The sequence below is a fragment of the Bacteriovorax sp. PP10 genome, assembly GCF_035013165.1.
Lineage (GTDB): Bacteria > Bdellovibrionota > Bacteriovoracia > Bacteriovoracales > Bacteriovoracaceae > Bacteriovorax > Bacteriovorax antarcticus.
Genome location: NZ_JAYGJQ010000002.1, coordinates 788,788 through 810,064, shown reverse-complemented (window position 1 = coordinate 810,064; position 21,277 = coordinate 788,788). Strand labels below are relative to the sequence as shown.

Annotated in this window: 20 protein-coding genes; 2 read left to right on the top strand and 18 right to left on the bottom strand. The window is 39.0% G+C overall.

The features are described 5' to 3' along the window. Nucleotides 1–46: 46 nt before the first annotated feature. From SHI21_RS13865 to SHI21_RS13835, 7 genes are all read right to left on the bottom strand, one after another. Complete coding sequence (locus tag SHI21_RS13865) at nt 47–700, bottom strand: hypothetical protein (RefSeq protein ID WP_323577256.1); 654 nt, start codon at nt 698–700, stop codon at nt 47–49. 112 nt (nt 701–812) lie between these two features. Then, nucleotides 813–1,679 (bottom strand): GNAT family N-acetyltransferase, encoded by an 867-nt coding sequence (locus tag SHI21_RS13860; RefSeq protein WP_323577255.1) that lies wholly within the window; start codon nt 1,677–1,679, stop codon nt 813–815. A 6-nt stretch (nt 1,680–1,685) separates the two neighbouring features. Beyond that, nucleotides 1,686–3,044, bottom strand: a complete 1,359-nt coding sequence (locus SHI21_RS13855; RefSeq protein ID WP_323577254.1) for a glycerate kinase type-2 family protein — start codon at nt 3,042–3,044, stop codon at nt 1,686–1,688. Nucleotides 3,045–3,060: 16 nt separating this feature from the next. Then, complete coding sequence (locus SHI21_RS13850) at nt 3,061–4,182, bottom strand: M23 family metallopeptidase (RefSeq protein WP_323577253.1); 1,122 nt, start codon at nt 4,180–4,182, stop codon at nt 3,061–3,063. A 138-nt stretch (nt 4,183–4,320) separates the two neighbouring features. Continuing rightward, nucleotides 4,321–4,953 carry an NAD(P)H-dependent oxidoreductase gene (locus tag SHI21_RS13845; RefSeq protein ID WP_323577252.1) on the bottom strand — a complete coding sequence of 211 codons (633 nt, stop codon included), beginning with the start codon at nt 4,951–4,953 and terminating at the stop codon, nt 4,321–4,323. A 97-nt stretch (nt 4,954–5,050) separates the two neighbouring features. After that, nucleotides 5,051–5,332 carry a DUF1634 domain-containing protein gene (locus SHI21_RS13840; protein WP_323577251.1) on the bottom strand — a complete coding sequence of 94 codons (282 nt, stop codon included), beginning with the start codon at nt 5,330–5,332 and terminating at the stop codon, nt 5,051–5,053. Further along, nucleotides 5,329–6,183, bottom strand: a complete 855-nt coding sequence (locus SHI21_RS13835) for a sulfite exporter TauE/SafE family protein (RefSeq protein ID WP_323577250.1) — start codon at nt 6,181–6,183, stop codon at nt 5,329–5,331. Before SHI21_RS13835 ends, SHI21_RS13840 begins: the two co-directional genes overlap by 4 nt. 182 nt (nt 6,184–6,365) lie before the next feature. On the opposite strand from SHI21_RS13835, the gene SHI21_RS13830 reads away from it, so the two are divergent. Together SHI21_RS13830 and SHI21_RS13825 are read left to right on the top strand one after the other, a co-directional pair. Next, on the top strand, nt 6,366–7,229 hold the full coding sequence (locus SHI21_RS13830) for a pirin family protein (RefSeq protein WP_323577249.1): 864 nt from the start codon (nt 6,366–6,368) through the stop codon (nt 7,227–7,229). A gap of 117 nt (nt 7,230–7,346) precedes the next feature. Next, on the top strand, nt 7,347–9,161 hold the full coding sequence (locus SHI21_RS13825) for a M3 family oligoendopeptidase (protein ID WP_323577248.1): 1,815 nt from the start codon (nt 7,347–7,349) through the stop codon (nt 9,159–9,161). 30 nt (nt 9,162–9,191) lie between these two features. Here the strand turns inward: SHI21_RS13825 and SHI21_RS13820 are convergent, their stop codons facing one another. The 11 genes from SHI21_RS13820 to SHI21_RS13770 all read right to left on the bottom strand — a co-directional run bounded on the left by SHI21_RS13820 (nt 9,192) and on the right by SHI21_RS13770 (nt 21,247). Next, entirely contained in the window at nt 9,192–10,493 is a 1,302-nt protein-coding gene (locus tag SHI21_RS13820) for a cyclopropane-fatty-acyl-phospholipid synthase family protein (protein ID WP_323577247.1), read from the bottom strand. Nucleotides 10,494–10,606: 113 nt separating this feature from the next. After that, a complete protein-coding gene (locus tag SHI21_RS13815; RefSeq protein ID WP_323577245.1) occupies nt 10,607–11,593 on the bottom strand; it encodes an arginase family protein in 987 nt (328 codons plus the stop codon). A gap of 64 nt (nt 11,594–11,657) precedes the next feature. Next, nucleotides 11,658–13,070 carry a L,D-transpeptidase gene (locus SHI21_RS13810; RefSeq protein WP_323577243.1) on the bottom strand — a complete coding sequence of 471 codons (1,413 nt, stop codon included), beginning with the start codon at nt 13,068–13,070 and terminating at the stop codon, nt 11,658–11,660. Between the two features lie 144 nt (nt 13,071–13,214). After that, the gene (locus tag SHI21_RS13805) at nt 13,215–14,477 is read right to left on the bottom strand and encodes an APC family permease (RefSeq protein ID WP_323577241.1); all 1,263 of its coding nucleotides are present in this window, start codon (nt 14,475–14,477) and stop codon (nt 13,215–13,217) included. A gap of 157 nt (nt 14,478–14,634) precedes the next feature. Beyond that, entirely contained in the window at nt 14,635–15,375 is a 741-nt protein-coding gene (locus tag SHI21_RS13800; protein WP_323577239.1) for a transporter substrate-binding domain-containing protein, read from the bottom strand. Beyond that, nucleotides 15,372–15,890 carry a hypothetical protein gene (locus tag SHI21_RS13795; RefSeq protein WP_323577237.1) on the bottom strand — a complete coding sequence of 173 codons (519 nt, stop codon included), beginning with the start codon at nt 15,888–15,890 and terminating at the stop codon, nt 15,372–15,374. The genes SHI21_RS13800 and SHI21_RS13795 overlap by 4 nt, the downstream gene beginning before the upstream one ends. A 120-nt stretch (nt 15,891–16,010) precedes the next feature. Beyond that, nucleotides 16,011–16,616, bottom strand: a complete 606-nt coding sequence (udk, locus tag SHI21_RS13790; protein ID WP_323577235.1) for a uridine kinase — start codon at nt 16,614–16,616, stop codon at nt 16,011–16,013. A 10-nt stretch (nt 16,617–16,626) separates the two neighbouring features. Then, a complete protein-coding gene (gene upp / locus SHI21_RS13785) occupies nt 16,627–17,259 on the bottom strand; it encodes a uracil phosphoribosyltransferase (RefSeq protein WP_323577234.1) in 633 nt (210 codons plus the stop codon). A gap of 21 nt (nt 17,260–17,280) precedes the next feature. After that, complete coding sequence (locus tag SHI21_RS13780) at nt 17,281–18,492, bottom strand: URC4/urg3 family protein (protein ID WP_323577233.1); 1,212 nt, start codon at nt 18,490–18,492, stop codon at nt 17,281–17,283. Further along, nucleotides 18,485–19,756, bottom strand: coding sequence for a GTP cyclohydrolase II (locus SHI21_RS13775; protein ID WP_323577232.1), 1,272 nt, complete (start codon nt 19,754–19,756; stop codon nt 18,485–18,487). Before SHI21_RS13775 ends, SHI21_RS13780 begins: the two co-directional genes overlap by 8 nt. A gap of 15 nt (nt 19,757–19,771) precedes the next feature. After that, nucleotides 19,772–21,247, bottom strand: coding sequence for an aldehyde dehydrogenase family protein (locus tag SHI21_RS13770; protein ID WP_323577230.1), 1,476 nt, complete (start codon nt 21,245–21,247; stop codon nt 19,772–19,774). Nucleotides 21,248–21,277 lie beyond the last annotated feature (30 nt).

The following is a 21,277-nucleotide window of genomic DNA, read 5'->3' as shown; positions in this document are numbered from 1 at the left end:
TTGGGGCATCTTTACATACCCCAAGGTCAATTTTGCTCTTTTACTATTAATAGTTAGAAATGCTCGTCGCTTCCAATGATTTCCCATATGAGCCACTAGTCCCATATCCAGACGCCTTTACACTCTTGCCTATATCAAATTGCGCTTTCGATTTTTCTAATACCCTAGGTCCAAAATGTATAATGCTCTTATCTGAAAGAACGACTCCATTGAGTTCACCCGCTTTCCCAAAAATTTGAGATCGAACTGTTCCCTTTGCAGTTAATGGCTTCATACCAGCTGTTCTTGGTGGTCTGATATCTTTGCGCATTGGCACAGCAGGTTCACTGGCCGGTGGAGTTGCTGCGATATCAACAAATCTATTAGTCGATGTATTCGTAATCTTGCTAGCTCTTAAAACTCTATCGTTTTCTCTTACACCTTGAACGCTCACTCTATCATTTGGAGAAATTGTTTTCATCACTTGCTCAGACATATTTGGTGGGCACATTACTTGAGTTCCATCACTCATAATGAATCCCTCAACTTTTCCAGTTGGGTTCGTAAGCATATGCCTAACAGTACCATTAGCTTCGGCCGTTTCACTTCCAAGTGCTTCATGAGTTGGTGCTGACACAGGCACTCTGCTTTCGTCATGACTGCAGGCATTTAATGTAATCAAAATAAGTAGAATTGAAAAAATAGGTATTAAACGCTTCATAAGCTTCCTTGTTTGATGCATCTTGAACATTCAAAACGCGATTGTTGAATGTAGGATTTGCAAATCAAATACCAAGAAAGTTAAGAAGTCTTACAAAGTAATTTTTTGGTGACTATGGAAAGTTAATTCGAAAAGTTTTAAATTTTTCTGCAACTTTGAATCCGGCCTGTGAGTACATTGAAAGAGCTTTTTCATTCGCCACAGCAACCGTTAATCGGCATGCTTTAAATCCCAATTTTGATGATTGTATTAAACTGTGTTGAAGCAAGTGTTTTCCAATTCCTTTTCCTCTTGCACTGCTTAGAACACCCAATGTTCTAATCTCACTTTCTACTCCATCTTCGCCTTCAACAAGATTAGCAAATCCAACAATCACATTGTTTGAGCGAAATAAATAGAAATGCGACTTTGAAGATTTTAAAAAATTTCTATTCCATGTCGCTTCATCTGGAATACTTGTATCAGGACTTTGAGCAAATGATTCACATAAAACCTGATAGAGTTCATATTGATCTGACATGACAGCGTCACTGATATTTACATGATCATCTCTAGCGACACTAGAGAGATCAGAGTGAAGCATTTCGAAGGTATCATAATAATGTGACAGTCCTAATTTGCTAAGCTCTGTATCGCTTATAAGAGAGTCTTGATGAAATCCAACTTGAAAGCCAGTACGGTTCATTGTGGGATGGTTTTTGGCCATTTCAATAAATTTAAAAACTAAAGAAGAAGCATCGAGGTCTGATCTTACGGCCAAAATTTCTAAGCAAGAGTCATTCGCAGGATTAATCACTTTATCCAAGAGTACGGCCAAGGCCATGCGCCCATGATTATCTTGTAAATCAAAAACTAAATCTTTAGTCGAAATCAATTCTCTTAGAAATCTTCTAACCATCGCGCTAGAGGGCTGAGGTTTTCCAGAATACTTTTCTGTAAAAGCTATCAGTTCCTCAATATGACTTTCGGATAAAAACATGAGGCCTTACTCTCCACCAATCAGTAGAACTTGCAAATCACAAACATTCGTTTCAGTCGGACCTGTCTTTAAATGCCCGCCAGTTTTTTCAAAGAAATGATAAGAGTCATTATTATCTAAGAATGCTTCAGGGTCTAAACTCAGCTTTTGAGCTGACTTTAAAATGTCCATTGAAGCAAAAGCTCCCGTTGCATCTGTCGGCCCGTCACTTCCATCTGTTGAAGCTGAAAGAAAAATTTGGTTTAAAGAATGATCAGGCTGATCCATCAGACAACAAACATAGGCTAAGGCCATCTCTTGATTGCGCCCGCCTTTTCCTGTTCCCTGTAATGTAACTGTGGTTTCCCCTCCAGCTAAAATACAAGCAGGCTTTTTCATCTTAGGATTTTTTTCTAACTCTTTTGAAAAGTTATAAAATTTATGGGCCACCATGCTCGCTTCACCCTGGATCTCATGGCTTAGAATAAGTGTTTCATATCCTAGCTCTTGAGCTTTCTTTCTGGCAGCAGCTAATGCCTGGCGATTTGTTCCCACTAAAATATTTCTTGTTCCACTTAAGTTAAAATCTCCTACTTTAGGAGTTTCATCTTTTGCTTCTTTAATATGCGCGATCACACTCGCAGGTAATTTACTTGAGAGTTTATATTTTTCAATGATCTTCAGTGCATCTGCAAAAGTTGTTTTGTCAGCAACAGTGGGACCTGAGCCAATAACCGCTAAATCATCTCCCATCACATCTGATAAAATAAAGTTAACAGAAGCTGCCGGGAAAATTTCACGAGCGAGTCTTCCACCTTTGATTTGCGATATATGTTTGCGGATGCAATTCATCTCCTGAATCGCCACACCACTTGCCATCAAGACTTGCGTAGTCTTTCTTACGTCATCGAGAGTTAAACCTTCTGCTGGCAATTCAACTAGGGCAGAAGCTCCACCAGAAATCACTCCTAAGACAAGTTCGTTCGGGCCACATGAATTGCAGAATTCAAGTAGTTTTTTTCCAGCGTATTCACTTTGCTCATTTGGTATTGGATGAGAACCAACAATCACTTCAACACTTTTTGGAAGCTTAACTTCTGTAGGGTCTTTAACAACAATGACCCCCTCAACGATTTTCGAATCTAATATGGCACAAAGACCAGAGGCCATCTGGGCCGCAGCTTTCCCAAATCCAATGAGTTTGATTTTTCTAAAGTGAGTCAGATTGATTGAGAGTTCATCAGCTTCGGTCTTAATCGTCAGAATGTCGCCATTCAGACTTAGGACCTGGTCAAGTAATAAACGTGAATTAACTCGCGCAAGTCCTGCACGGAAAATTGTTTCTGCGTGATCTTTTAGTACATTTGAATTTGATTGTTTTGTCATAGTGACTCAGAGAGTACTATTCTTCAATAGCATCTTCAAGCACATCGCCATTATTGATGGCCTTTTCTTCAAGACCAATCTCAGAGTCCAAGTGCTGATCTTTCTGACTATAAGGGTAGTTCTTTACCAAATAGATTGGGTTCACAAAGTAGCCGTCTTTAATCACACCAAAATGTAAGTGAGCTCCAGTTGTAAAACCAGTTCTACCTACCTCACCGATCTTCTCATCAAGCTCAACTCTTTTCCCAACTTTAAGGCCTGGTGCATATTTCTTTAAATGAATATACGTCGTGAGATATCCATTATCGTGGCGAATCGTAATAAATTTTCCTTTCGAGCGAGTTCTTGAGATTGTGATCACCTCTCCATCAAGAGCTGGATAAATGGGTGTGCCGTTAGGTGCACCAAAATCAATTCCATTATGAGGCTGATGAGTTCTCTTAACGGGGTGACGACGGTTTAATTGAAACAGACTTGTCACTCTCTTTGAATTCACTGGCAAGTAAAACGGTCTATCACCAGAAACAGAATGTTCAGATAAGAGCATCCATGAAAAGTTTTCCGGGTTTAATTGATAATTTTTTTTAGAAATCGCTTTTCCAACAATCAGTGAAGCACTTAAAACATTTCCGTATTTAATAAATTGCCCGTGATCAAAGTACTGCTCAATTTGAAAACTATAAAGTGCGTCTGTCTTTAATCCTTTTGAATTCGTAAACTCATCCTTAAAGGCTTCGCTAACTTGTGTAGCGACGACCGGCGAATTAAATTCACTCATCACAGAATCATAAAAGCTTTCGCGGATAGCTCCTTCAATCACTTTAACTTCAACATCAAATTGCACATCATTTCTTTCAACTGAAATGTCTGAACCAGACTTTGAAACGATATAAGCTTCATTTGTTTTTTCAGAATAAAGTTTTAGCTCAACATGAGACTCATCACTTTCTTCTGGGGCCTGATAGTTGCTTCCAGAAGCAAGCTCCAGGTCATTTAATTCGGGGTATTTTTTTACAACATGTGCTAAATCGTCTTCTTTGAATCCATAACCCAACAAAATATTGAAGGCCTTCTCAGAGGCATGAAGTCTCTGAGTGAACGAAATTAAAAACACGAAGCATAAAAAGAATTTGGACATAGGGAGTATTCTATATATGCGTAAGGTATCATGTCTATATTAAGAACTCTTACATTAGAATGGGATGGTCTCTAACTTATTATAATTAGATCTAAAAGAGACTCTTGATAAAATTTTACCAAGAGTCTTGAGGGCATTTTATTTTATCTCGATAATAAATTTTTCACGTGGGTTACGAACCTTTACTAGATTCACTAACCAGTCTTCACTCGGTTCTCTATAACCAAGAGTCATCATCACTGCGCTTCTTAAACCTTTCGATTTCAAATCTAGTATTTCATCGACTGCTTTCGGATCAAAGCCTTCAAGCGGTGTACTATCAACTTTTTCTACAGCTGCTGTTGCCAGAGCAAAACCAAATCCAATGTAAGCTTGTCTGGCAGCGTGGTCGAAATTCACTTCCGGATCACGTTGTGGGTACATGCCAAGCAATTGCTGGCGGTATTTTTCCCATCCTTCATTTTTAAATCCACGCACGTCATTTGTTAGATCAAACATTTCATTGATACGCTCGGGTGTGTAATGATCCCATGCTGCAAAAACTAAAAGATGTGAGCAATCAGCAACGACTGATTGATTCCATGAGACCGCTTTAATTTTTTCTTTCAATTCTTGATTAGTAATAACAAAAATACGGTAAGGTTGTAATCCGCTTGATGTAGGAGCTAAGCGTGCAGCTTCTAAAATGCGCTCAACTTTATCAGCTGAAACTTGTTCGCCGCTCATTTTTTTAGTAGCGTAACGCCAGTTAAAAGATTCAAGTAAGTTCATAATTATTCCTTTGAAAGTTTATAGGCCAATATTAGTCTTTTATTTTATTTTCACAAGTACGCATCTTTTAGAGATTAGGTAACAAAGTGGATCCTACCTAATGAACTTTAGAAGTTACAACACCAACAGTAAGACTCAATAAAATAATTCCCAAAACAAATGTCGCAATCAGCGCCATATGTTTATCCTTCTCTTTGATAAAACTGATTAATAGCCCAATGATTCGCCCAATAGGAATAAGAATAAACATGGCAATTCCAATCTTCGTGATCAATTCAAGTGAAAAAATCACTCCGACCGCAACGACAGCAGTAGAAATCCAGGTCCCACGCTCTAATAGGTATTCAAGCTTGCTGGCAATAAGACTATTGTCACTCATAGTTTAATCTCCATTAAATTAATTCCAAAAGAATGGATTAACATCTGAATGCCCAGTATGACTAAAATGATGACAAAAAAGATTCTAATCTTCTCGCTAGGAATCGAGATTAAAACTTTAGCACCTAACAAGGCCCCTAAAACCGATCCTAAAACTACCGGACCAGTCACGGCCGAGGAAATCTCCCCTCTGATAAAATAAGCTCCGGCACTCGCTGCAGCTGTTACACCAATCATAAAGTTCGATGTGGCCGATGAAACTTTAATCGGAAGTTTTAATGCTGAGTCCATTGCCGGAATTTTTAAAACACCACTACCAATTCCAAGAAGGGCAGAAATTAATCCTGCTAAATACATGAGTGACATTCCCAGAGGAACATTATGGACGAAGTATTTCACTTCCCCATTTTTGTGATCAGGATATTGTCCGTGGAGTTTTAATTTGCTTCCCCATGAATCGGACTTCGCTTCGACAGGAAGTGATTCTTTTCTTTTTAAAAACATTTGTTGAGCCGAGACAAAAAGAATGACTGAAAAAAGAATATAAAGATATTGAACTGGAATAATGCCGATTAAGAAAACTCCCGTCAGAGCACCCAACGTCGTAGAAATTTCAAGAACCATCGCCAGTCTGAAATTTGTAAGTTTTGCTCTTAAGTACGAACTCGCTCCTGCACATGAACAAGCAATAACTGAAACCACACTTGCTCCAATCGCTGTGTGCATATCAATTTTGCCAAATATTGTGAGAATGGGAACAATGAAAATACCGCTGGCCATGCCTAAAATTCCTCCCAGTGCACTTGCTCCGAAAGAAACAGCTATAAGCCAAAACACCTGTGAAAACTCCATTAGTTTCCCTTTGAAAATTGCCTATAAAACATCACTATATTTTAGTCGATTATGCAGCTATATGAATAGATAATTCACATAAAACATCTAATAAAAAATCAATAAAAGTTGTATAATAACAGAGTCGAAAGAGAGATGTCTTAACTGGAAAAATTCCACGCATTTCTCACAAGAGGTACTGTATGAAAAAGCTTTTACTAAAACAACGAAATGATACTCCACACTGGGTTGGTGACGGTTTTCCCGTTCGCTCGATATTCAGTTATCACGATATCGCGAACGACATTTCACCTTTCCTACTAATGGATTATGCAGGGCCTGCTGAGTTCTCACCTTCAAAACATATCAGAGGCGTTGGAGAACACCCTCACAGAGGTTTTGAGACGGTTACAATCGTTTACTCTGGTGAAGTTGAACATAGAGATTCATCTGGCGGTGGCGGTCTTATTAAGGCCGGAGACGTTCAATGGATGACGGCCGCTTCTGGGTTAGTGCACCAAGAGAAACATGGGAAAGATTTCGCTGATAAAGGCGGAGCTTTTGAGATGCTTCAACTTTGGGTCAATCTTCCAAAGAAAGACAAAATGTCAAAACCTGGTTACCAAGGAATTAAAAATGAAGACATTCCTGTTGTGGAAATTTCAAACAACGCAGGAATGGTGAGAGTTATTGCAGGTGAATACCAAGATCATAAAGGGCCAGCTTCAACTTTCACTCCGATCAATCTTTGGGATGTCCGCTTAAATGCGGGACACATTACAGAGTTTAAAGTTCCTCAGGGGCAAACGACAGCAGTGTTTGTTTTAGATGGCCAGGTCACTCTTAATGACGGCGAAGTCATTGGAGATGCAGAGATCGCATTACTAGAGCGCAGCGGTGAATCCTTCACTTTAAACGCTACGAAAAATGCGAAGGTGCTCATTCTTACAGGTGAGCCCATTAATGAGCCTGTTGTTGGTTACGGTCCATTTGTTATGAATACAACAGCTGAGATTGGACAAGCGCTAAAAGATTTTGAAGAAGGAAAAATGGGAAGAATTTCTTAATAACATTTTCACAACACAATGCCCGACTTCGGGCATTGTTTCTTCTCTAGTCCCTAGCGATAGTCTGGCATATACGTTATGATGACGTCCTAAATGAAACATCATCGAGGTATGCCAATGAAAAACCTGCAAACAGCTTCTTGGGACAACACAAACATTTATTCAAATTTGCACGATCCTAAAATCGAATCAGATTATAAAATCATCGAAACAAATACCAAAACACTTGAATCAAAAAGTGCATTCTATACTCAACTTATCACTCAAATTGAAAACAACGACTTTACTGAACTCTATAAGCAGATGGAGCTCACGAAAGAGTTAACTCGCCTATCGCTTGATTCAGATATCATTTTTTATAAGATCGCGGGTTATGCTTCAACTTGCAACTCAGTCAATGCTCTTGATTACGATGCAAAAGCTTTAATCGATAAAGTGATGCAGCTTTCAACTGAATTTTCCAAAGCTCTAAAGCCAATACAAATCTGTGTTCAGAAATCACCTGTTGATTTCTTCGCGGCCTTCTTAGATGACCCAAGAACAAAAGAATTAACTTATAAACTGACTAAAGAAAGAAAAGAACTTGATCACCTTCTTAGTGTGAACGAAGAAGTTCTGCTTACTGGTTTTAAACAAGATGGTATTTCGGCCTGGGGAAAACTTTATAAAGATATTTCAGGATCAATGAAAGTCAACATTGATGGCAATCTTGTAGGTTTAGCGACGGCCAATAATCTTTATTCACACAGCGATCGCCCAACAAGAGAAAAAGCTTATAGAGCGATCAATGAAGGATGGAGGCAAAATGAAATCAGCGCCTGCTCTATTTTAAATTCTATCAATGGATGGCGAAATGAAGATTTCAAGGTTCGATCGACAAAGAAGCCTCTTCACTACTTAGATAAATCTTGCCTGACTTCAGGAATCACAAGAGAGACACTTGATACATTAATGCAAGTGACTTATGACAAACGCTCAGTTGGTCAAGAAATCCTTTCAATGATGGCCGGTGAACTTAGCATTGATAAATTAGGCCCATGGGACTTAATGGCGCCGAAACCTGAAGTCACATCATCTGAGAAGACTTCTTATCCTGAAGCGATTGCGATCATCAAAGAAGCCTTCAATGAAGTGAATCCAGAAATGGGTGCCTTTGCTCAAATGATGATGGATAAAAAATGGATTGATTGCGCTGATACGGAAAACCGCTCTCAGGGAGCTTACTGTACAGGATTTCCGAGTGTACGCGAGCCACGCGTGTTCATGACTTATGATGGAAGTATGAAAAATGTGATTACGCTTGCTCATGAAATTGGCCATGCTTACCACAGTTGGGTAATGAGAGATCTGCCGTTCAATGAAACTCATTATACGATGACACTGGCCGAGACTGCTTCTATTTTTGCAGAAACAACGGTGCGTGATTACTTACTTAGAACTTCTAAATCAAAAGATGAATTGAAGACAATTCTTTGGCAGGAAATTCAATCGGCGCAAAGCTTGTTGATCAATATTCCTTCCAGGTTTGAATTTGAGAAGAGATTTGTTGAACTACGAATGAAAAAGAATGTCACTGTCCCTGAGACAAAAGAATTAATGATAGCAAGTCAGAAATATTGGTATGAAAATACACTTACTGAATATGATGAGATGTTCTGGGCGAGCAAACTTCACTTTTCGATTTCAGGATTAAGTTTCTATAACTACCCCTACCTGTTTGGGTATTTATTCAGTATGGGAATTTATGCTAAGAAAGATTCGCTTGGAGCGGATTTTCATTCGAAGTATGTTGAGCTTTTAAGAGATACTGGAAGAATGACTGCTGAAGAATTGGTTCTGAAGCATTTCAACGAAGATATTTCGAAGAAAGAGTTTTGGTTGAGATCAATTCGTATTGTTGAAGATTCGGTTAAAAAATATAAAAACTTATAAAAAAAAGAGGCCTTTCAAAGGCCTCTTTTTTTATTTAAAATTCAAAGAACCCGGCAAATATTTTTCATAGAGATAATCTCTCGTTAAAGGAACTGCTTTTTGATCCCTTGTCAGTTGCATATGAAAAACCATATTACCGCTATATTTAAATGAAGCCTCTGATGAAGCGAGATAGAACTCCCACATTCGACAAAAACGTTCATCATAAATACTTTGAGCGCTACTGCGATGTTCATTAAAGCGCTTTCTCCATTCTTTTAGAGTTTTTGCATAATGAAGACGTAGAATTTCCAAGTCAGTAAGAATCAATCCACTCTTTTCAACATGAGGAATGACTTCAGAAAGAGCTGGGATATATCCACCTGGAAAAATGTATTTTTTAATCCAAGGATTCGTTGCCACTGGAATGGTAGATCTTCCAATTGAATGAAGAAGGGCCACTCCATCTTCCTTAAGCCGCTTTCGGACAGTGTTAAAAAAAGTCTGGTAAGAGTCAATGCCTACATGCTCGAACATTCCAACTGAAACAATACGATCATAAACTCCTTCGAGATGACGATAATCACAAAGCTTAAATTTCACTCGGCCGGACAGTCCTTCTTCACGGGTTCTGTTTTCAGCATAAGTGAGTTGCTCTTTCGAAAGCGTCACGCCAGTTACTCTTGCTCCAGTTTCACGAGCGATGTAACGGGCCAATCCTCCCCAACCGCATCCGATATCAAGAACATGATGTTCTGGTTTTATTAAAAGCTTCTTCACAAGAAGCTTCATCTTATTTGTTTGCGCTTCTTCTAGTGTTTCCTTACCAGAAGCAAAATAAGCACACGAGTACTGCCACTCGTGATCAAGGAATAATTTATATAGATTGGATGACAAATCATAATGGTGACTCACATTTTCACGGGACTTTTCGGGAGTGTTAATCTGTGGAAAATGCCTCATACAAAAATCAACGGCGTTTAAGGCCAGAGTAGTTGGTGTAACAAACCCACCTTGACTCGGTACATTTTTAAGAATGACATCTAACAAGTCCGAGATAGATCCTTCGGTAATCGTAATGTCGCCATTCATATAAGCTTCACCAAGATAAAGGTCTGGGTTTAAAAGAAGTTTCCAATAAGCTGATGATTTATGGAAGCGAATAGCGGCCCTATCTCCTGCTCCGTTGCCGAAATCATGAACGCCTCCGTACACATCAATGACTCGCAATCTTCCTGTAGTGATGGATTTTTCAAAAATAGAAGACAAAAGTCGAAACACTATGGATTGGTCTGATTTTTGGATTGCAGAATTGTTTTTAAATATCGTTTCAACGCGAGTATGAGTTTTCATGTTAGCTCTCCGAAATAAGTATGCATCAAATCCTCTTGCGGGAATATTGCATATTCGGTGCCATGAAAAAATTAGATGGAAATATTATAGAATTTAAAATGAGTATCCATTTTTTACAATGATAAACGATTAAGAAACTGCGAGTAGATCTCCCACGATCTATCCCCATACCCACCAGACATAACATACGTCTGAGGAATCTTTCTCTCTGAGAAGAAATTATAAATCATCATATCTCTTTCCAACATCTCTTCTTTCGTCAGCTTCAGAAGCCCTGAACTAGGAAGCCCATCATGTTCATAAGGATCAGCACCATTCACAACTAACACAAGATCAGGTTTTGGAAACTTACTCTCCAACTCCTCCAGTCCAGCTTTCAGCTTCGTCAGATAAGATCTATTTTCTTCAGCTCCAATCCCAATCTCAACATTCGAAGGAATAAACCAAGGATCAGTTTCAGGATTCCCTTGATCAAGCGGCCATCCATCTCTCATATGAATACTAAGAGTCGTGATTGAATCATCTTTCTGAGTCAGCTCACTCGTCCCATCACCTTTATGAGCATCAACGTCTACAACCCATGCAGTTTTAATCAAACCTTCGGCCTGAAGTTTTCTAAGCGTGATCACAATATCATTAAGCAGTCCGAATCCTCTTCCACCAAAACTCATAGCATGGTGAGATCCACCACCTAAGTGATAACTAAATCCAGTTTCAAGTGCCGACTTCGAAGAAACATAAGTCATCGTCACTCGCTTAAGAATGACTCCAAAAGCATCACTAAGTTTTTTTGTAGCTATCGTTGGATTATAACGGTTATAAGAACCATCTTTGTTGATTAATTCAAAACATGTCATCAATTCATTCAGCAATGTCTCTTCACTGTCATAAAGACGAGAAACATAATCCGCATTATGAACGCGCATTAAATCTTCTCGAGTAAACGAAGGAACATGCCCATCAAAAGTCTGAAGCCCAGGATTCTTCTCTTTTAAAGATTCAAAAACCTTCAGCGCACGATCGCCCGCCACGGGAATTTCAATTCCATAATCAAGTAGTCTTAGATCGTTATTTGGGTTGTAAAAAATATTGATTGTCATAGTGAAAACTTAACACCGCTGAAAGCAATTTTCCATTAGTTTCAGCAGTGCTAAATCATTAGAATTATCTTTTTAGTAAACTAGCTCTCATCCAAGGCGGAGTCTCTTCATCCATAAACCCAGAAACTTGCATAACCACATACGGATGGCGGTATCCATTCAAGAACCCAGCATCTACATAATAAACACCTGGAGACATCTCTTCTTCTTTTAGTCCGTAAACGTTACCGTTTCTACCAGTAGCTCTCCACTTCCCGAAAATTTTCTTACGAGGAGTAAATGGAAACACTGTCGGTTGAGTATCTAATGTATAAGTTCCTACTTCAAGAATTTGATTCAACAGACTAGTAGGATCAATCACACCTGCTCCACCTGACATTTTAGCATTCCAGTATTTCGAAACGTCAGCATCCGTTACACCAAGTGCTTTAACCACTTCGGCGCGATCAGCTCTCTGACCTGCTTTTTTCGTCATCACATATTGCCATGAACGAGACTCTCCATGGTAGTTTGGATTTAATAGAGCTTCTCTCGCATAAATTTTAATGATCGGTGTTCCTGTCTCAGTTAACTGTCTTAAAAATGCAATGGCCTCATTGTTGTTTCTTGTGCAACCTGAGCTTCTTGGATTTGTCACAACGTTAATCATGAACTTTTTTGTTTTCTTAATGTACTCATCTTTATTAGCACCCCAACCAACTGTACCGTGAGTCCATTGGCCGTAAGCGTGTGGAGCAACGAAAGCTGCATACCAACCGAAAGCTCCTCTCATCTTGCCTTCTTGTTCTCCGTTTACTCCAGGAGGCATGTATTTATTTTTTCCCCAGTCTTTCCAATCGTTGTCACCAAGAGCTGGTGGCATTGGATATCCTTCTTTGTACCAGGCCGGGTAATGCTTTTCACCGTCTTCATAGAACTTCGACCATCCAGTGATTCTGTATGATCCAAGAATTGAGCGCCCTTTCCCTTTATCAGAAGCAGCGTTGTCTTTATCTTCACCAACTACAACTTCAGTTTCCATAATCATTTTATTTGGACAGCTGTTATCCAGGCATTGGCGTTCGTATAAACGAAGTGTTTCAGTGGCAACGTTTACAACGATAAAATATTTTCCAGTGAACTCTTTATAGTCGATTTGTTTTTGAGAAAGGAATTCCTTAACAACGAAATACTTTTCTGCTGGAAGCATTGAAGCTTGTGAGTTTAGGATTTCGATTTCAACGAATTTTCCGTTGATTAATTCACTCGTGACCTGAACCTTATCGTTAAGATTTAGAAGGCCCATGACCTTTCCAGTGTCTTGTGCTGATGAACGTACTCTGAGTCCGTTGGCAGCAACAAAGTATTCGTTGTTATAAGTTGAATCGTCATACGAGTTGTAATTGTAGTCGTCGTAGATTGATTGAGCGATTGCCGATTTAAGTGGGAGAATTCCGAGCAGTGTTAGGATCATTAGTGATGTGAAAGTGCGCCTCATTTGTGTCCCTCTGTTATTTTAATTAAATAAAATTTAATTAACATCAATAGCAGGGGCCTAGATCAATTTCAACTTTAGAAAACCTAGGTTTTTCTGCTTGTTTCCCACGAGCAGCGTTATAAAACGAGCGAGCAAAGCATTAAGCTAGCGCTTTCTCACCAATTGAGAAACAACGATAATAACGAGAAAGACTGCACCGACGACATACACTGTTTTTTCGAATTGCAGAGTTAGAAGAAGCGTTACCAATCCACCCATTACAGGCAAAACTGGAATTCCTTTAAAACTAAAAGGAACACTGAATGGTCTTTCCAGTTCTGGTCTTTGAACCCTCAAAACAATCAGAGCTACGTGAACTGCAAAAAACGCAACCATTGTCGCAAATGAAGAAATGCTGGCGAGGATTTCAACCTTACCTAACGGTAGTATTGCAATTGAGAGAACACATATTAGAACATCTGCAACCCACGGTGTCTGTCTTGTTGGATGAAGCTTACAAAAGACTGCCGGTACTGCTTTCTTTTTTGCCATCCCATATAAAATTCTACTCGTCGTTGCCAATGCAATGAGAACAGTGTTCGCCGTTGCAAAAAGGGCAATACCACCAAGAGCGCCTGCAAGTTTTGAGGAAATAGGATGAACTGCATCCGATAAAGGTGCCTTACTGTGAGCAAGTTGATCTATAGGAAGAAGGCTGATGGCGGCCAGTGCGACTAATACATACAATATAGTTGTAATACAAATACTGAGTAAGATCGCACGAGGAAGTGTCTTTTCTGGATTTTTAGTTTCTTCAGCAAAGTTCACCATATTTTCAAAACCAAAATAAGCAAAAATAATCAGGGCGCTACCTGAAAGTGTTGCGAATGTAGGCATCGTATATAAGGCCTCTCCAAATTTTGGTGATTGTGTTCCTAGATAGATAAAAACCAATAGACCAAAAACTTCAATCAAGGTGAATACAACGTTCATCCAACTGGTTTCTTGAATTCCTAAAATATTAGTACCGGTAAAAATAATTAATACGGCACAGGCAATCAGCGCAGGTGAAAATTCAATAAAGTGTTGCACGTATCCGGCAAAAGCGAGAGCAACTGCTGCAGAAGTAGCGACTCCTGCAAGTGACATCATCAAACCACTCGAGTTTGAAATCCATTTAGTTTTTGGAAAAGCTTCTCCGAGATAAACATAGACGCCACCAACACTGGGAAACATTGATGCGAGTTCGGCGTAAGATAAGGCGGAAAGGGCCGCGGAGAAGGCCGCAAAAATAAGACTTAACCAAATACTTTCACCGGCGACACCTGCGGCCTTTCCAATGACAGTATAGATTCCTGCTCCTAAAATCATCCCTGTTCCGTAGAACGTCAGCATAGGAAGACCAAGTACTCTTTTTAATTCCGTCATGAAATCTCCCACGCTGGTACAAGATTATTTTGGAGGTGATCAAAAATATTGATCATCTAGTGAAAAGTTAACACTGATGAAAGCGATATTACAATAATTTCAGCGTTGTTAAGTATGGCTTATTTTCTTTGCCTTCGAAAAAACCAATTTGATCTACTTAAATTTTCTTCAAGTAACTGTCGTAGATAGCTTTTATGCGGCCACTTTTAGTTAAAGACTTAAGTCCCAAATTAAAATCATCTCGAATTTTTTTATTATAAAAAACAGGACGGTAATCTTGAGGATTAACAGTAACAAAAGAATGTTCTTCAACCTCAAAATTTTTAAACCGAGATTTTTTTTGTGATTCTATTGAATAATATTTGAAAATATTGCGATCACATAAAATAACATCGAATCGATCTAAACTTAAAAGCATCGGTTGAGAAGACTGATCATTTTTTTCAATATAGTGATCAGCACTCAATTTCCCCAACCAGAGAGGGTATCTCTTCTGTGCACCAATAAAACTATTAATTCGAAGGCCGATTAAATCTTCTGGCCTTTTAATAACTATTTTCTTTTTTCTAAGAGTGATAAAAACGTTATCATATAAGACAGGTGGATTTCCGTAATAACCACCTAAAAGATCCATGTCTACTCCCACGTCCATCATGACAACATCAACTTTATGATTTTTAAAAGCGATTGGAATGCGTGCCATTGGCATATAGACGGCCTTTAAAACATGGCCTTTGACTGCAAGTGCTTCTCGAACTATATCGACTTCAATTCCTGAATTCAATTCAGGCATAACAAATGGTGGAAGTTTTTCTCCAAAAGCGACACTGACTTCATCGGCCTTTAGACTCAAGGAAAATAGAATTAATGTTAATATTAGAATTTGATTCTTTTTCATGATTTTAGAAGATGTCTTTCTTTTAATTCTTCTAAAAATTCTTTAAATGATTTTGAACTTTTAAATACTGTCTTATTGATTGAAACTTTTTTCAACTTCCCCTTATCCACATACAATATTTTAACCCAACAAACATTCGCATCAGGAGAGCCTTTTAACGAAATTTTCTTAATCGTTTCTAAAATGATTACTTTATGTTGAAGTTCTGAATAGAGAGAAAACTTTTTAATATTACAAAAGACTTCCATCCTATCGTCATAGATGACAAGCTCCAATGGCAGTTCACTGTAATACCTTTTTATGCTTTTGATCGCTGCATTTACAAAAAAGTAAATACCGGCCAATAAACAAACGGCAACTCCATAAGCGACAACAGTCAAAACGCTGATTTTATCCAACGAACCATAATGTTTAATTATTTTAACTGAAGAGAAAAAACACAATCCCACTAAAGCAAATTGGATAAATACATCCATAATTTCTTTTGGTAAATCAATCTCAAAACTTTTAGTCATAAGAGCTCTCTATAAGGATATTAAATTGTATCATACATGTTAACACACTTTTGTTTAATTCATCCCTATAGAAAACTATAAAAAAAGGCCTCTTTCGAGGCCATTACGTTAAGAATAGTTTTAGGTAAGTTTCCTTGTGAAAAACTCAATCGCCTCATGGTAATCCCCAAAATCCTTCACAATCGTCTGCGCAAAGGCCTTCGACGGTTCCACAAATTGGTTATGCATTGGCTTCACTTGCAACTCAAACTGCTTTCTAACTCCATCAGCAGTTCTTCCTCTTTCATTCACGTCACGATCCAGCCTGCGCTCAAATCGCAACTCTTCCGGTGTATCAAAAAACACAGCTTCATCCAGCTGCGCTCTCACTACACTTGAATCCAGGATCAAAATACCATCCACCAGAATAATCTTCTTAGGATGACAGTCAATCGTTTCTTTCTTTCTCGTATGATTCGAAAACTCATACAAAGGCACCTTAATCGAATTCCCTTTCTTCAATTCACCAAGCCCTTGGGCCAGCAAACCAAAGTCCAGACTATCAGGATGATCAAAATTCACTGATCCACCATCACCGTCAAAACGATGAGACTGATCAATATAGTAATTATCCTGATAAATAATCGTGCAAAGCTCGTCGCCGAGAATTTTCTGCAGTTCACGAGCAAAAAAAGTTTTACCCGATCCACTCCCACCAGCGACGCCAATTACATAAGGTGCAACCATACTGAATCCTTTATTTAGTTTGAAACAAGCGATCCCCAGCATCTCCAAGTCCCGGCACCAAATAGCCAGACTCGTTCATTTCCTCTTCAACATTTAAAGTTAAAACTTCAACATCCGGGTGGAAATAATGTAGGCGCTCTAGTCCTGACTTGCTTGCAATCATGCATAGAACCTTAATCTTTCCTACTTCGTACTGCTTTAAACGGTCTACTGCTGCAATAATCGTATCTGCAGTTGCCAGTAGTGGATCACAAAGAAGAATTTCTTTTCCTTTGATGTTCTCAGGCATTTTGAAATAGTACTCAACAGTGTTGTTAATAAACTTATCTCTATAAATCCCGATGAACCCTGCACTTGAAATAGGAATCATTGAAAGAACGGCGTCTAACATTCCATTTCCAGCTCTTAATACAGAAACAACCACTGGTGGATTCTTAATCCTTTCAGTTGTCGTTTTAGCAATCGGAGTTTCAATAGAAACCGTTTCCATTTGATCCCACTCTCTCATCGCTTCATAAGCTAAGATTTTAGAGATCTCTTTTGTGATTTCTCTAAAGTCATTTGAGTTTGTGTGCTTATCTCTTAAATGCCCCAACTTGTGTTTAAGAAGTGGATGCTTAATTACTGTCACTTTACCTGTCATATAATTCCCTTTAGTAAAATCTTAAAATACTGTTCCATCACTTTCGATTGTTAGTGGCGGAGAACTGTCAGCGCGTTTTGCTTTTGCTGCTTTTCTTCCGGCCCACCAAGTTCCACCTTCAAGTACTTTTGCTAGTGGGAAATCGCTTGGACTTTTATTCAATTTCTTTTGAACTTGAGCACCAATACGATCTAATAAAGCAACTGTAAGACCACGCCATTCAATGATTAACTCAGAGTCTGGTCTGTGGCTTTGTTCTGCTAATTTTGGATCGCGAAGTGTAATAAGATCTCTATCAAGTAACACTCCACCATTTCTGTATTCAGCAAGGCCTGTTAATTTATCAAGATCAGTTACAGTGAAACCAGCGTCTAGTAAGGGCTCGATTAAAGAGTAAGTCATCCATTGAGAAAGTTTATGGAATACTGCAAGTCCACCTGGAACTTTATCGTACAACCAAGCATCTCCTAGATTCACTCCTGCAACCTTAACTCTTCCTGGCCAGATTTCTCCTAAACCATCAAGAACAGCTCTAAGAAGTTGTGGACCAGTAATCGTTTTTCCATAACGAAGATCAAGATAATCAACGATGCTTCCTGGTCTTCCTAGAGGGAATAATTCTTTTTTCTCAGCAACAGTCTTACCTAAGTTTTTAAGAAGAGATAAACGCCCTTCAACTCCAACAAGAGGATTTGTTTCTGTTACCTGGAAAACTTCTTTTAACTTTTCTGCAGTTAAGTTTTGTAAACCTTGTGCTGTTGCTTTAAGAGATCCATCTTCTGACATTGCCCCGTCCATGAATAGGTAGAAGCTTGCAACTCCTAAACCTTCAGAACGGTTAAAAGTTTTTCCAGATGATTTTTCATTGTAGTTCCACGCTGCTCCAGCGCCAGCATCAAGAAGTACAGCAGTGATAACAAAATCAAGTTTTATTCTTGCTTGCTCCATTGCATCACGATTTTTAATTTTTTCATTTAAAAAATCAGCGCGATTGATTCCACCAGCTTTGAAATGTCCCCATCTCGAATGGAACGGGATTTCATGAGTTGGGTAATTTTCATTAATCACGTCAATAACGTAATCAACAACTTCATCAAACTTCTCTGGATGATATTGAAAATGAGTTTTTCCAGATTGTGCCATTTCAAAAATAGCTTCAGCACTTTGGCGAACAGCTGCTGGAGATAAAAGGAAGTCTAAATCCTTTTCTGTATAATTCGTTGTCTTATTCATCAATTGGTCTCCCTTTAACTTTTTCTAGATCCTCGCCTTTTTTAACTTCTTCATTCGTGAAGTAACCAGCGGCCTTTTTTGCTTCGATTTCAACTTGAGCATCTTGAGGAATCAATTCAGGTGGAATAGAAATTCTATTCACAACTTCAATTCCACTTTTTACGATGGCATTGTATTTCATGTTACTCATTGAGTGCAGGTTGTGAATTTTTGTGATTCCAAAAAATTGTAAAATATCCGGCATCAATTCCTGGAAGCGAGCATCTTCAACTCCGGCAACACATTCTGTACGACGGAAATAAGTCGCAGCAGAGTCTCCGCCTTCCTGACGTTTACGAGCGTTGTAAACTAAGAATTTCGTTACTTCACCAAGAGCACGTCCTTCTTTTCGGTAGTAAGCGATAATACCAACACCACCACGTTGAGCAGTACGAGCAGCATCTTCGATACCGTAAGTTAAGTAAGGTCTACATGTACAAATGTCTGAACCAAATACGTCAGATCCATTACATTCATCGTGTACGCGACAAGTAAGTTCGATAGCAGGATTAGCTAAGTCTTGTGGGTTACCAAAAATATAAACAGTCGTGCTTCCAATAGGTGGCAACATAACTTTTAAATCCGGACGAGTCACAAGCTCAGGGAACATTCCTCCAGTTTCCTGGAAAAGAATCTTTCTAAGTTCGCCTTCATCAACACCTAAGCGTTTTGCGATCCCTGGTAAGTACCAAACTGGTTCAAGGGCAACTTTCGTTACCTTTACGTCCATATTTTCTTTTACAATTTTACCGTCGATTTTTAATCTTCCAGCAGCGATGGCCATATGAATCTCTGGCAATTGTAAGTGAGCTTGAGTCACCGAAATTGTCGGACGAATATCGTAGCCTTCATCGTAAAGCTTTTTAAAATTGATCTGAACATCAAGTCCCCATGGATCGATTGATACCATCTTGTCTGGATCTGACCACGAAGCGTACGGCCCGATTTTTACCGGACTTTCTGTATTGTGCAAATCAGGTCTGTGATTTGTATCGTATGAACCTTGAGCAATTGAAAGCGCACGGTAAACAGAATAACTTCCGCTGTGAGTACCGATCGCGTTCCTTTCTTTAATATCAGTAAGAGACCCGATAACCGGGCTTCTTTCTGCAGGAGTTTTTGCTCCCCAGTTTACAGTCAAACTACTTTTATAAAGTTGTTTTGAGTGTGATGTTAGTACAACGTGTGCTGATCTCTTGAATTTCTTTTCAGTAGTGTCTTGCATATGCTTGCCTCAAATTTACGACATCCAATTGTTGTCGTTTTGTTTTTCCCATTTAACTGTTACTTTTTTAATGTTGCTCCAGAAATCCAGTGAATGTTGACCAGTGATGTCTCCATGACCAAATTTCGAAGAATTAATCCCACCGAATGAGAATGGTTCACGAGGAACTGGAACTCCAACGTTCACTCCTACCATTCCTGCACTTGCCATTCTGATAACCTTTTCAGCAAGAGCTCCATTTTGTGTAAACACAGAACATGCGTTCCCGTATTCAACACTATTTTCAACTTTCATTGCTTCTGAAATATCTTTGCATCTTACGATACTGATGATCGGCCCAAATAACTCAACTCCAGCAGCTTCACTACCTGGTTGAACATGATCAAGAACAGTTGGTCCAATCCAGTTTCCTTCTTCGAATCCAGCTGGAGCTTTCGCCTTTCTACCATCAAGTAATACTTTTGCGCCTGCAGCTTCTGCTCTCGTGATAGCACCATTTAGGAATTCAACCTGAGCTTTCGTAATGATCGCTCCCATATCTTTTCCAAGTGTCAAAGAACTAGCGCGTTCAATAATTTTTTTAATGTGCTGATCAACATCTCCAACAGCTAATAACACTGAAGCTGCCATACAACGTTGTCCTGCACACCCAGTGAATGAATCACTGATACCAACACCAGCAAGATCTGGAGTTGCATCAGGAAGAAGAACGATATGGTTTTTTGCTCCACCTAATGCAAGCACTCGCTTACCTAGTTGAGTTCCACGCTCGTACACAGTTTTAGCAATTTTCGTTGAACCAACAAATCCAATCGCCTTAACATTTTTGTTATCGATAATTCCTTCAACTGTTTCACGTCCACCTTGAAGAACTTGAAACAATCCATCCGGAAGACCAGCTTCTTTTAGAGCTGCTGCAATCTTAATTGATGTTAATGGAGTTTTCTCAGATGGCTTCCAGATGTAAGCGTTTCCTAGAGTCAGAGCAATAGGAATAGTCCACATAGGAACCATTGCCGGAAAGTTGAAAGGAGTGATGTTAGCGACAACACCAACTGGCTCACGTCTATACTCACAGCTTACACCGCGAGACACTTCAGTTCTTCCACCCAGGTCCATATTCTGAAGAGCGATGGCGTATTCAAGAACTTCAAGTCCTTTCATAAGGCCTGCTTTTCCTTCTTCGAAACACTTTCCAGACTCTGAACTTTTTAAATGAGCAATCTCATCAAAGTCACGCATAAGAATATTTCTGAAATTAAACATGACTTTCGTACGTTCTTTCATCGGAACTTCTGCCCATAATTTTTGAGCAGCATTTGCTGATTCACAAGCAGCATCGACTTCACTTTTAGTTGTGCTATTCATCTCACCGATTTTTTTGCCATTGATTGGGCTTACGATTTCGACTTTTGCACCTGTTGCATTCTTAAACTGACCATTAACAAAGTTCTGGCAGTTAATTACTTCTGTTGGGATTTTAACGCTCATCTATCTACCTCTATTGGGTTTTACGTATTA